At 66.6% G+C, this 12,124-nt stretch carries 10 protein-coding genes; 4 read left to right on the top strand and 6 right to left on the bottom strand.

The features are described from left to right. Nucleotides 1–100: 100 nt before the first annotated feature. The 4 genes from ABWV20_RS17855 to ABWV20_RS17840 all read left to right on the top strand — a co-directional run bounded on the left by ABWV20_RS17855 (nt 101) and on the right by ABWV20_RS17840 (nt 5,102). Complete coding sequence (locus ABWV20_RS17855) at nt 101–1,390, top strand: ISL3 family transposase (RefSeq protein WP_353357574.1); 1,290 nt, start codon at nt 101–103, stop codon at nt 1,388–1,390. A gap of 358 nt (nt 1,391–1,748) precedes the next feature. Further along, complete coding sequence (locus ABWV20_RS17850) at nt 1,749–2,984, top strand: glycosyltransferase family 4 protein (protein WP_353357572.1); 1,236 nt, start codon at nt 1,749–1,751, stop codon at nt 2,982–2,984. Further along, nucleotides 2,977–3,375, top strand: a complete 399-nt coding sequence (locus tag ABWV20_RS17845; RefSeq protein WP_353357570.1) for a hypothetical protein — start codon at nt 2,977–2,979, stop codon at nt 3,373–3,375. The genes ABWV20_RS17850 and ABWV20_RS17845 overlap by 8 nt, the downstream gene beginning before the upstream one ends. After that, a complete protein-coding gene (locus ABWV20_RS17840; RefSeq protein WP_353357568.1) occupies nt 3,372–5,102 on the top strand; it encodes a hypothetical protein in 1,731 nt (576 codons plus the stop codon). Before ABWV20_RS17845 ends, ABWV20_RS17840 begins: the two co-directional genes overlap by 4 nt. A 67-nt stretch (nt 5,103–5,169) precedes the next feature. Here the strand turns inward: ABWV20_RS17840 and ABWV20_RS17835 are convergent, their stop codons facing one another. The 6 genes from ABWV20_RS17835 to ABWV20_RS17810 form a co-directional block, all read right to left on the bottom strand. Beyond that, a complete protein-coding gene (locus ABWV20_RS17835; protein ID WP_353357566.1) occupies nt 5,170–5,913 on the bottom strand; it encodes a DUF6270 domain-containing protein in 744 nt (247 codons plus the stop codon). A 7-nt stretch (nt 5,914–5,920) separates the two neighbouring features. Continuing rightward, nucleotides 5,921–6,865, bottom strand: coding sequence for an ABC transporter ATP-binding protein (locus ABWV20_RS17830; RefSeq protein ID WP_353357564.1), 945 nt, complete (start codon nt 6,863–6,865; stop codon nt 5,921–5,923). Continuing rightward, on the bottom strand, nt 6,858–7,766 hold the full coding sequence (locus tag ABWV20_RS17825) for an ABC transporter permease (RefSeq protein ID WP_353357562.1): 909 nt from the start codon (nt 7,764–7,766) through the stop codon (nt 6,858–6,860). Before ABWV20_RS17825 ends, ABWV20_RS17830 begins: the two co-directional genes overlap by 8 nt. Further along, entirely contained in the window at nt 7,756–9,525 is a 1,770-nt protein-coding gene (locus ABWV20_RS17820; RefSeq protein WP_353357560.1) for a glycosyltransferase family 4 protein, read from the bottom strand. Before ABWV20_RS17820 ends, ABWV20_RS17825 begins: the two co-directional genes overlap by 11 nt. Next, complete coding sequence (locus ABWV20_RS17815) at nt 9,518–10,771, bottom strand: glycosyltransferase family 4 protein (protein ID WP_353357558.1); 1,254 nt, start codon at nt 10,769–10,771, stop codon at nt 9,518–9,520. Before ABWV20_RS17815 ends, ABWV20_RS17820 begins: the two co-directional genes overlap by 8 nt. Before the next feature lie 154 nt (nt 10,772–10,925). Further along, nucleotides 10,926–11,999 (bottom strand): LCP family protein, encoded by a 1,074-nt coding sequence (locus tag ABWV20_RS17810; RefSeq protein ID WP_353357556.1) that lies wholly within the window; start codon nt 11,997–11,999, stop codon nt 10,926–10,928. Between the last annotated feature and the right edge of the window lie 125 nt (nt 12,000–12,124).

Raw genomic sequence — 12,124 nt, 5'->3', positions numbered from 1 at the left:
GGCTCTTCAACTTTGAGCGTGGTGGGGCCCTGAAGCGGGGCTCGCGGCCCTGCGCCAACATGGGTGTTGTCTAGACATCTCATGAGCGAGGACCGCGAGCGTGCACAAGCCTACGTTCGACGTCGATGCGGCGTCGATCCTGTTCAACCTGTCCGGCTACCGAGTCGTGACAGCCAGCCCTGCCCTTGGCGGTGAGCGGCTGCGGCAGGTGGTGATCGAGACGACCACGGGCAAGGGCGCCTGCCCGTCCTGCGGGGTGCTCTCCTCACGGGTGCACGCCAGGCCGGTCCAGCACGTGAAAGACGTGGCCTGCGGTGGTGAGCGGCTCGACGTGCTCGTGCGCAAGCGGCGCTACGCCTGCCGTGAGGCGCTGTGCCCGCGGCGCTCGTTCACCGAGGAGACCGAGCAGCTGCCCGCCCGGGCCCGGGTGACGACGAGGCTGGCCGAGCAGGTGATCAGCGCCTGCCGGGCCGAGCCGCGCGCGGTGTCCCGGGTCGCGGACGAGGCGGACCTGTCGTGGCCGACGGTGATGCGGATGCTGACCACCACCCTGGACCTGGACACCGGCGTCGACCGTCGGCACGTCAAGCGCCTGGGGATCGATGAGCACCGGTTCCGCACCGTGCGCTACCTGCGCGACCCCGACACCCAGACGGTGAAGCGGGTCGAGCCGTGGTCGATCGTGTTCACCGACCTGGACGACGGCGCGATCCTGGACGTCGTCGACGGCCGCCGCGGCGCGACGGTCAAGGCGTGGCTGGGCGCCCGGCCGCGGTGGTGGCGCCGGCGCGTGCAGATCGTCGCGCTCGACATGTCCAGTGAGTTCCGTGCCGCCGTCCGCAAGGCACTACCCCGGGCGAGGGTCAGCGTGGACCACTGGCACGTGGTGCGGCTGGCCAACGAGATGGTCACCAAGGTGAGGCGCCGTCGGGTGTGGGAGCTGCACGAGCGTCGCGGCCGGGCGACCGACACCCCGTGGAGGTACCGCAAGCTGCTCACCTGCGCCGGCGACCGGCTCACCGTCCGGCAGCGGACCAAGCTCCAGGAGATCCTGGCCGAGGACGTCGAGCTGGCTGTGGCGTGGGGCATCAAGGAACACGTCCGCCAGGTCCTCACCGCCCGGGACACGTCCTCGTTCCAACGGCACTGGGCCCACCTCGAGCGCGCCGTACGAGCCACCCGCCTGCCCGAGCCGGTAGCCCTGTTCCGGACCCTGCGCGCCTGGCGGCGCGAGCTGCTGACGTTCTGCCGGACCAGGGTCACGAACGCGCGCACCGAGGCAGCGAACCTGACCGCCAAAACCATCAAGCGGGTCGGACGCGGGTACCGCAACCATCGGAACTACCGATGCCGCATCATTGGCTACGCGCCCCGACCCATCGCGGCGTGAACACCCAGAGCGCCACGCTCAAAGTTGAAGAGCCCTCATACCTGGGAGGCGTCCTCTTCAGAGTTGCTGGCCAGCGGGCGCGTCGTTGTTCATGGGCTGGCAAACGCCCACGTAATGATCTAAAGCACAGGGAAAGAGTGATCAACATGTCGGTGGCCGTCATTGGCCAGGGCTCCATCAAACCCTCACCGGACCGCGTCCCCCGCATCGGTATCGCCAAGATGCATACCAGCGATCGCGTTGCTAACGCGGGACTTGCGCGCCCGATGGCGATCAACGTGGTCGGACCGGCCCCTGACTTCGACGCTTCGGAAAGCACGGGTGTGTCGGGAGCGCACAACTTTGGGGTGAGGTCCTGGTGACCCAGTTAGAGGCTGGTCGCGTGCAGGAAACTCGCACGCCCGAATTGGGACACGCTGCGGACGACGATTTCCTTGGCATCAAAGCGCTCTTGGTGGCAAACGCGTACCCGAGTCCCTCCGCCATCTATCGCAATGGGTTCCTGCACCGTCGGGTCGTTGCCTACCAGGCGGAAGGCGTGCGGACCGACGTCTTCTACCTGCATCCTCCTGCCTCGGACCCATACGAGTACGAGTACGAGGGGGTGCGGGTAATCGTCGGGGACGAGGACGCCTACCGGCAGTTTGTCGCGGCCAACCATTACCACTCATACATGGTGCACTTCGCAACGCCGAGCATGCTGGAGCCGATTCGTCGGTTTGCGCCGACAGTTCCTGTCACCGTCTGGGTGCACGGCTTCGAAGCGGAGGCTTGGCACCGGAGATGGTTCAACTTCGTATCAGACCCCGCGGCTATCAGGGCAGCAGTGCGCAAGAAGTACGACTACTACGACGGCCAATTGACGTTCATGCGTGAGCTGTACAGTGACGAGTCGCTCGATCTGGTTGTGGTCAACGTGTCCGAGTGGTTTCAGAAGTTCGTCGTAGAACCCGACGCGGGTGTTGAGCTGGCACATGGCGAGGTAATACCGAACTTCATCGATAATGAAGCGTTTCCTTACAAGTCAAAGCGAGCCGAAGATCGTTTCAATATCTTGTCGATTCGCCCTTACGCGTCGCGAAAGTATGCGAACGACTTGACGGTACGGGCAATTCAAGAACTATCCATGCGACCCTATTTCGACCATCTGAAATTTACTCTGTACGGCGAAGGGGGCCTCTTTCACGAGACCGTGAGCCCACTGGATGCCTTTGAGAATGTTGAGGTCAACAACCGATTTCTAGAGCAGGCCGAGATTCCCGCAGTTCATGCGCAGCATGGGATCTTCATAACCCCCACGCGCTTTGACTCTCAAGGTGTTTCGATGTGCGAAGCGATGAGCTCTGGCCTTGTTCCCGTCGGCACCGATGTATCCGCCATCTCGGAATTCGTTCGTGATGGCGTATCCGGTCTGCTGGCTGCGCCTGAAGATGCAATTGGGCTAGCGAATCAGATCGAGCGTCTCTATTTCAACCCGAACATGTACCTGCGCATGTCTACAACGGCCGCCACCTCCGTTCAGGAGTCGTGCGGTCGAGCCAACACGATCGAGCGTGAGCTGAAATTGATTCGCCGAGGGGTTGTGCATGTGTGATCACCAGAGGTGCAGCTGGGAAGAGCGTTATCGGTATCTTGAAACTGAACTTGAGGCGATGATGCTCGGAGTGGCGGACGCGATGGAGAAGATTAAGCGATCCGGCGTCACTGACGATCTGGTCTCGGGCGTGCGTGTTGTGATAGAGCGAACCGAAGATTCTCTCAAAGCCGTTTTCTTGACCGAAGGCCATTCAGCCTTGTACTGGTTCGAACTCTTCCACAATGATCTCCTGGTCGATAGCACGGCTCGCAGCTATAGCAATTCCCACCAGTGGCAGATCGCGCCCGGAGGTCGCTATAGGGTCGAGGCGTTCGCAGTTCCTGTTGCGAAGCCGAGGATTTCGCCTATTTCGATGTCCTCTCGTCTGACTCAGGAGGAGTCACGGTGACCAGCTCGAACATTCGTGTCCTCATCTACGGCCACATCAATGTCAACGTCTTAGATGGGTCCTCGTTCTTTCTTGCTGCCCTGAGTTCAATGCTTGGCTCAGATCCAGGCATTGAGGTGGACCTCGTGCTCGCTAACCCCTTGCGTAAGCATGACGTCGTCTCGGAGTTGGAGCCCTATCACAACGTGAGGGTTCTGGATCCCTTTGAGCATGGGCTCCGGGTAATAGGGCTAGACGAATCGTTGCGAGGCTCAGGTATGACCGAGGTGGAGGCGGGCCAGTTGCTTGGGCGCGCCTGGCGGACGGGAAACTACGATGCGGTCTTGGTCAGGAGCACCGTCACGGCCCTAGCCCTCTCGAGATCCGAGCCAAGTGTCCGGCCACACCTCCTCGCTTACGTCACTGGTTTCGTAGACAGTTCTGGCGCGTCCGAGCAATTATCGGCGGACTTGCTCGAGCTATGCCGACATCGCGTTCTGCTCTGTTGCCAGACGGATGATATGCGAGCGGAGCTATCCGCCTTCTTGCGAAAGCGGGGAGAAGAGCCCCGCGTGACGACCCTGTACCCGATGGTTCCTGACACCCCAGCTCGGGCTCTGACAGCCGACCCGGGTAGGCTCCGCGCCACAAGATTCGTGTACACGGGCAAGTTCTTTCCGGACTGGAACCCGGTCCAGATGATCGCCGGGTTCCGCGAGGCTCACCTCGTCGATTCAAGCTTGCGTCTGGCCGTCGCCGGGAACCACTTCCGTCCGGACCCCGAAAACAGGACTTTTGTTCCGGAGGTGAAGTACCTCTTGCGAAACAGCGCTGGGGTGCGATGGTACGGGGGTCTCGACCGCGCCTCAGCGAGGGCAGTGATTTTGGCTGCCGACGTTGGCATCAGCTGGCGTTCGGGCCGCCTCTCTAACAGCTTGGAACTGTCCACCAAACTGCTGGAATACGGTGCGTTAGGAAAACCTTGCATCCTGAATCCAACCGAAATGCATCGCAACCTGCTTGGGGATGATTATCCCCTGTTTGCTGAGTCCATGGACGATTTTGTGGCTGCGATTCTGCGCGTGAGCAACGACCACGACGCCTATTCCGAGGCGGCTAGGCGGGCAAGCAATCTTGCCGGAAATTACACCTACACTGCGGCAGCTAAGCGCTTCACGCCGACCCTATTTCAACTCGTCGGAGATAGGGCGGAACCCTATGCGATCCCCGGTCATGGTTCGCAAAACGGGGAACCGGGAGTCTACAGCCAGGCGGATGGCTCGATCGTTATAGACCTGCGGGAGATCGCGAGCAACGACTTGCTCCGCCTGGCACACGCGACCGGGTCACTACCGCGACGTCTAGGGCCCTTCCTCCGGCTCGACCCCCGCGTACAACGAGAGGAGAGCGACAATGGCATGCCCCTCATGTCCAGCCACCTCTTTGATCTCGTTGTAGAACGCGCTGCACATGCGCGGACGACGATCCAACCACCACCGAGTCTGCCGGATGACAGAGCGGACTCCAGCGATGCCACGCCAGCCGGGCCGAAGAAGGACGCTACGGTTCTGGAGCTGGAAGATCGCGTCAAGGTTCTTGAGGCGGAGCGGTCGGGGCTGCGCAAGAGGTTGATTCACGTCGAAAAGCAGCGGGACGTCCACGCAGGTCGCCTGGAAGCCCTACGGCGCTCTCGCCTCGGCTCCATGCAGGTTCGTATCTGGCGGGCACGCAAACGCCTGATGAGGTGAAGCCGACCGATCCCGGTCCCCCGGCGTCGCAGAGTTCGCACGCGAGCCCGGCCACACGCGGAGTCTGTCAAGCGCGGGGGGGACCCACCTTGGTCCACCGCTCCAGCTCCACAACCAGCGAGTGATAGGCGGTCGCGGAGTAGTGGAACGGCGCGGGGCCCCACTTATGCGCCTGGTCGGTGTGGGTCTGGATGCCCCGACCCAACAGGGGGACGCCCACGAGTTCACTGACTGCGTCATAGTAGGGCTTGAGCAGCCGGTTACCTTCTGCCCCAGTCATGCCGAAACTAGGGGGTGCGTCCTCCCCGTTAACATCTGTCTCGGCCCACGGTGGGGCCAAGACCGCAACTCGGTTGATCAACCTTGCGTCATCCAAGAACTCGCGCCACCGCGGAAGGGTGGACCGGAAGCGTTCTAGGTGCGGCGAAGTTCCGAAGGCAAAGTGCTGAAACCTCGCTAGGACGCCTTGGATCCCAGCCTTGCGCAGCTCTACGGAATCGGTTACTACATGACCCTCGCCGTCCTCAAAGAAGCCAAGCCGCTCGTCCACGAGATCCCACAGAAGAAGATCGATCTTTCCAGCCAGATCCCGCAGCAAGGGCGGCAGCGCCGATGCCGTGTCGGTGTGAACCTGCCTCAACTGGAAGGGAGATAGGTTGTGCTCCGCGGGGAGCGGGTCTGGCCCCGGTGGGGAGCAGGCGCTGACAAGTGAGGACCGTGCGACATACCGGAGCAGTGTGAACTCATTGGGGTCGAGGAACTCAAAGGTGTCGCGGGACACGCAGCTGCCATAGATGAAGGTCCGGATCACGAGGGGCTCAGATCCCTGGCCGGTGGCGGGAGATGTACCTCTTGGAGGTGCTGTCGTGAGGCGCCACGTGCGTCAGGCGCAACTGTGCTCGGGCGTCGCTCAGGAGCTTCTCCGCCTTCTCGTGCTCGCCCTTGGAGACGTTCCAGGCCCACCACCGGTAGGCGCGGGCCGTTTCGTACGCGGGCCCGTCGAGGACCATTTCCCCCTTGTGCAGCCAGATCGCGCGGGTGCACATCTCCTCGATGGTCTGGGCGGCATGGGACACGAGGAAGATGGTGCCCGCCTCGCGGCGGATCTCGGCCATTCTCGCCTCGCTGCGCTCCTTGGTGGCCGCGTCACCGGTGGCCAGCGCCTCGTCAATCAGCAGGATCTCCGGGCGCGCCGAGGCGGCGATGGCGAAGCGCAGCCGCGCGCCCATTCCGGAGGAGTAGGTCTTCATCGGCAGGTGGATCGAGTCGCCCAGTCCCGCGAGCTCGACGACGTCCGGGATGGCTGCCCGGACCTCGCGCGGGGTCTTGCCCATGGCGAGCAGCCCGAGCCGCACGTTGGCCAGGCCGGACATCTCTGGCATGAGCGCGGCGTTGACGCCGAGGAACGAGGGCGTCGCCGTGGCGAGCACGGTGCCCCGAGTCGGCGTCTCCAGGCCGGCGATGACGCGCAGGAGCGTGCTCTTGCCGGAGCCGTTGTGGCCCACGACGCCGATCGACTCGCCGGACCGGGCGACGAACGTGACGTTGCGCACGGCCTTGACGGTGACGTGGCGGGACCAGCCGAGGCGAGAGAGCACCCCACCGGATCCGCGCTCGCTCGTGGGCACGCGATAGTGGACCGAGAGGTTGCGGACCATCACGGTCGGCTCCCCGATGGGCACGACGATGCCCTTCTTCGGGGTCTCATCCGGGAATCCTTCGGGGAGCTCGAGCCGGCCGGCGGTGTCGCTGGGCTCAGGCACGGCCGTACTCCTCCTCTGCCTGCCAGAAGTAGAGGAACCCCAGCACCGGGGTCACGACGGCCCAGGCCCCCAGCGTGAACCACAGCTTGAGGTCGGGCGTCGTGCCATAGACCAGGAGCTCGCGGGAGAGCTCGATCGCGCAGTACGCCGGGTTGAGCTGGACGATCTCGAGCATCGTCGGGTGAGTGATGAACCGCTCCATCGAGAACATCACTCCCGATCCGTAGAGCCAGAAGCGGGAGATGAAGGACAGCACGTGGCGCAGGTCCGGGATGGCGCTGGTGATGCGGGCGGCGTAGAAGATCAGGCCGGCATTGAACATGGTCAGCAGCAGGAAGACGAGGGGGAAGAGCCCCCATCTCCACGTGATCACGGCGTGGGGTGGGATGACGGTGATCATCAGCAGCATGGTGATGATCACCGGGATCATCGACAGCGTCTCGCGGATGAGCAGGGCGATCGGGATCGCGGCCCGGGGGAAGGAGAACGCCCGGATCAGGTTCTGGCCGCCCTTCATCACCCCGGCGCCCCCGGTCAGCGACCTGGAGGTGAAGGAGAACATGAAGACGCCGACGAGGAGGAAGCCGATGAAGTTCTGCACCCCACGGCTGGTTCCGAGCACGATCCCGAAGATGACATAGAAGGCGAAGCCGTCGAGGATCGGTCGCCCGATGAGCCAGAGGTTGCCGAGGATCGTGTCCTTGTTGCCCGAGAAGGCCTTGGCGCGGGCGTCCGCCCAGATGAAGTGACGCCGCTGGTGCAGGCCCCAGACGTAACGCGCCAGGCTCGGCCGCACGCCGACGGGAGTGAGGCGGCTGATGTCGACCCGCTCGAAGTTGACGTCCTCGAGCTCGTCGAGCGGCGACCGGCGGACGTGTCGCCGGTGCGAGTCACGCGCCACGAGACACCCCCAACCGCTGATAGATCGACCGATACGTCTCGGCCTGCGCCTCCCACGTGCGGGTCCGCGCGAAGAGGTGGCCGTTGGCGCCCAACCGTGCCACGAGATCGGGGTCGGCTGCCAGTCGGCCCAGCGCCCCGGCCAGGGCCACCTGGTCACCGGGGGCGGCGACCAGCCCGGTCGCCGGCTCGGTCACGACCTCGGCCAGTGCCGGCAGGTCGGAGGCCACGACGGGCCGCCCGAGCGCCATCGCCTCGATCGGCTTGAGCGGCGTCACCGTGCGGCACACCTCGGTGTCGAGGCGGGGCACGACGAAGGCGTCGAGCGCCCGGTGCCACCGGATCGCCTCGTCGCGTGGCACTCGGCCGGGCAGCAGGACAGCGTCCGAGACCCCCAGCCGCGAGGCCAGGCGTCCCAACCCGGGGCGGGCCACGCCGTCGCCGACGATCGCGCACCGCACCGGCACGCCCTCGGCCCGCAGCAGGGCCACAGCGCGGACGAGCACGTCGAAGCCCTCGTAGTCGACGATCGACGACACCGAGCCGACCCAGAAGCCGTCCTCGGGCAGGCCGAGCCGCGCCCGCGCTCGCGCCGGGGTGTCGCCGTCATCGTTCAGCGCGAGCAGGCGTGAGTCCACGGCGTTGGGCACGAGGGAGATCCGCTCGGCGGGGACGCCCTGGTCCACGAGGTCGTCGCGCAGGGCCGTCGACAGTGTCACCACGTGGTCGGCCGCCAGGGCCATCTCGGTCTCCCGAGCGCGAGCGAGGAGGTAGCGCTCGCTGGTCGCCGCGCGCTCCTGGTCCTCGGGCGGCCGCCGAGCCAGCCAGGACTTCTCGAGCTGCCCGCGCACCTCGTAGACCCACGGCACCCCGAGCGCGCCGGCAGCAGCCTGCGCGGTGAGGGCGTTGGGGTAGTGCGTGGTCGTGTGCAGCACCGTCGCGCCGAAGTCCCGAGCCCGCTCGACCACGGCCTCGACCGTCTGCTCCAGACGCCCGGTCGGCGTCGCGGCCAGCCGCCCCGGCACGACCCGGCGGTAGGTGATCCCGTCGACGACGTCGAGATCGCGGGCGTGGGGCAGCCCCACGACGACGGGATAGCCGATCCGGGTCATCGCCTCCACGGTCATCCCGGCCGCCTGCTGCGCCCGCAGGATGGCGTGGCTGCGCAGGGAGTAGCCGGACTGCGTCCACGGCAGCGAGTTGATGAGCAGGTGAAGCGGCCGTATGCCGCTGGGCTCGCTCCCCGACGCACCCGCCCTCGCCGGGGCGGCCGGCTGCCGGAGACGGAACCCCGGCGTGAGGAGGTCGCGCTCGGAAGCGAGCACAGCGGCATACCTCCTCCCGCCTCGACGCTGGGAGGTGGCGGCGACGGCTGCCGCTTCGCTCACGTCACCCCGCTGCCATGCGGAGCGGGCGAGGAGCAGGGGAGAGGCGTCGACGGGGGCGATGCCGCCCAGGGCGATGTCGATCTCGGCGGCGACCCGGCGAGCGATCGTCGACCCGGGACGAGCCCCCGTGAGCGACTCCCGCGCGTCGGCAGGATGGTCGGCGAGGAAGTGGGCGAGGGCGTGACGCACGGAGGCCGGGGAGCCGCCCGACAGCAGCGCCGCCGCGACGCGCCCGCGGACGGGGGCCGGGAGGCGGCGAAGCGTCTGGACCGACAGCAGCATCGGGTCGTCCTGCGCGTGGCGCACCGCGGTGCGACCGAGGAGCACGAGGTTGCGGGTGGCCGACCGGAGCGATGCGACCCGGTCAGCCACGGCGGCTCGCGATCCGCTCGAGGACCGCGAGATAGCGCGTGGCCAGACTGTCGTCGTCGGCGTGGACCTGGGTCCACCGCCTCCCCTCGTCGCCGACGACCAGACCGCTCGGGTCGGTGGCGAGCTTGTCCCACAGCTCGGCGAGCGCGTGCGGGTCCCCGGGGGTCAGCGTCGACCCGGCCCGCGTCTCGCGGACGATCTGGGCGGCCTCGCCGTCGACGACACCGGTGATGTGCAGCCCGAGCGACATCGCCTCGTAGAGCTTCGAGGGCACCGTCACCGACAGGGCCGGCCACTGGCGCAGGTGCACCAGGAGCGTGTCTGCCCAGGCATAGTGCACCGCGACCTGGCTCCTCGGCACCTGCCCGACCATCTCGATCGGGACGTCGCCCTTGGCGGCCATCTCAGCCACGGCATCGTATTCCGCGCCCGCACCGACGATCCGCAGGCGGATCGGGACACCGGCGGCGAAGGCCTGGCGAGCGGCCAGGACCGCGGCGCCGAGACCCTGGGCGCGGCCGACCGTGCCGAGGTAGAGGACGTGCAGCTCACCGTCCGGGACGCGGGGCAGATGGCGTGGGTAGCGCGGCACGGGATGAGCGCCGTTGCGGATGACGTGGACCTCGCGCAGGCCCCGGTCCCGAAGGGCCTCGGCGAAGGTGTCCGTCGTCGTGATGACCGCAGCCGAGCGTCTCTGGATCGTCGACATCCCGATGCTCGCGGCCTTGATCAGCCGCGAGTGGACGAGGGCGCGAGCGCGGCCCGGCGGGACGGCATCCTCGTCCCACTCGTCGGCCACGGCGAGCAGGTCGGGCCACGCGTCCCGCATCTCGGTGACGAGTGGCGCGCGCAGCGCGGCGGCGACGACCGCGCCCGATCCCAGGGTCGGGATCGCGGGAGCCGTCGCGACGACGACGTCAGGCCGGTGCTTGCGCAGCCGGACGAGCGACAGACGCGTCGAGTCGGCCGCCGTGACGACCTGGTCGACGATGCGTGTCCCGAGGGCATGCCCCTGCGGGCGGAAGTGGGCCCGGTGGACGACCTCGCCATAGCGCCCGAGGTGGACCTGGCCGGGGCGGGGGTAGGCCGAGTCGTCGATGAGCAGCTCGGGCGGCTGGTGCGGCGGCGGTGTGACGACGGTGACGTGGTGCCCGCGCTCGCGGAAGCGCCGGACGAAGGCCCCCCAGCGCTGCTGGGGGGCACCGAGCTCCGGCTCGTAGTTGTGGGTGAGGAGCAGGATCCTCATGTGTGAGTTGTCTGCGGCACGTTGGCGGTCTCTGTGTTTCCCCGTGGCCCCCCTGATCAAGGCCATCCGGGGCGAAGGCTACCCGACATACCCGACAGCGACGACTCGCAAACGCCCTTGTGCCTCGGACGTCACAAGCGCGGCCCCGAAGCCCTCAGTCCTGGTAGTCGTCCACCATGTCCGTGCGGATCGCCTCACCAAGGGAGTCCATGGCCACTTCGTCCACGATGTCGATCGACGCGCCCTCGGGGCTCGTGCCGAAGCCGGTGAAGGGGGCCGTGATGAAGCGGACGTCGCGGCCGCGCAGGCCCTTCATGGCGAAGGCCTCGGAGCGCATCGTCCCCACGTCGAGGTCCTGGTCGACGATCAGGTTGCTCGTCGCGGCGTCGATGAAGTCCTTGAGGCGGACCGGGTTCGTCAACGTCTCTGCGCTCAGCGTCTTGAGCATCAGCGCCTTGATGAACGCCTGCTGGCGCTTGCCGCGCGAGATGTCGCCCTCGCTGAGCTGCTTGCGCTGGCGGACGAAGATGAGAGCCGTCTCGCCGTCCATGTGCATGGTGCCCTCGGTGAAGGTGACCCCGTTGCCCGTGGAGCCCTCCTCGACCTTGACCTCGACGCCTCCCACCGCGTCGGTCATCCGCTTGAAGCCCTCGAAGTCGACCATCGCGACGTGGTCGATCTCGGCCCCGAGCAGGTTCTGCATCGTCTGGACGAGCAGCGGCGAGCCGCCGAAGGCGAAGGCCGCGTTGAGCTTGTTCTTGCCGTGGTCCGGGATCGAGACGTAGAGGTCGCGCGGGAAGTGGATCAGCGTGACGTTGTGCTTGTCCTCCGGCACGTGCACGAGGACCATGACGTCCGACCTGCCGCCCACCCGGCCGGGCCCCGCGTCGCTGCCGATGAGCAGGTAGTTCGTGCCGTTGCCCGTCGGCTGCTCGATCGTCTCGCCCTTGTCGTTCGTGGGCCCCGGCACGTCCGGGAGCAGCTGCTCCTGCTTGATGTTCGACGAGACGATCTGGTTGAGCCAGACCAGGTAGCCCCCGACGGCCAGCACGGGCACCAGCAGCAGGACGAGCGCGGCGACGAGGACCCGGCGGTTGCGCCGCTTCTCGCGCTGCTTCTTCTGCGCGTCGTGACGGCTTGCCCGGTCGTGGAAGAGTGCGTCGCCGCCGTCTTCAGGCTCGACCTGGGTGGCGTCGTCGGGTGGGCTGGAGGGGCCATAGGTGGACACGAGCCGTCAGTGTAGGAGACAAGCCCTGACCCAGCCGCCTCCAGGGAGGCCCCCGCTCCGGCCCCACGGGTGGTGGCACGTCGTGAGAGGCTGCCTCAACAGACCGAGAAGGCAGGGCGAGCGGC

The sequence above is a fragment of the Intrasporangium sp. DVR genome, assembly GCF_040365325.1.
Lineage (GTDB): Bacteria > Actinomycetota > Actinomycetes > Actinomycetales > Dermatophilaceae > Intrasporangium.
This window is presented reverse-complemented; position numbering and strand designations above follow the sequence as displayed.

What these genes read in the sequence shown, in the direction of transcription:
- ABWV20_RS17845 (WP_353357570.1), top strand. Translation starts at nt 2,977, where the DNA reads ATGTGTGATCACCAGAGGTGCAGCTGGGAAGAGCGTTATCGGTATCTT.
- ABWV20_RS17815 (WP_353357558.1), bottom strand. Translation starts at nt 10,771, where the DNA reads ATGAGGATCCTGCTCCTCACCCACAACTACGAGCCGGAGCTCGGTGCC.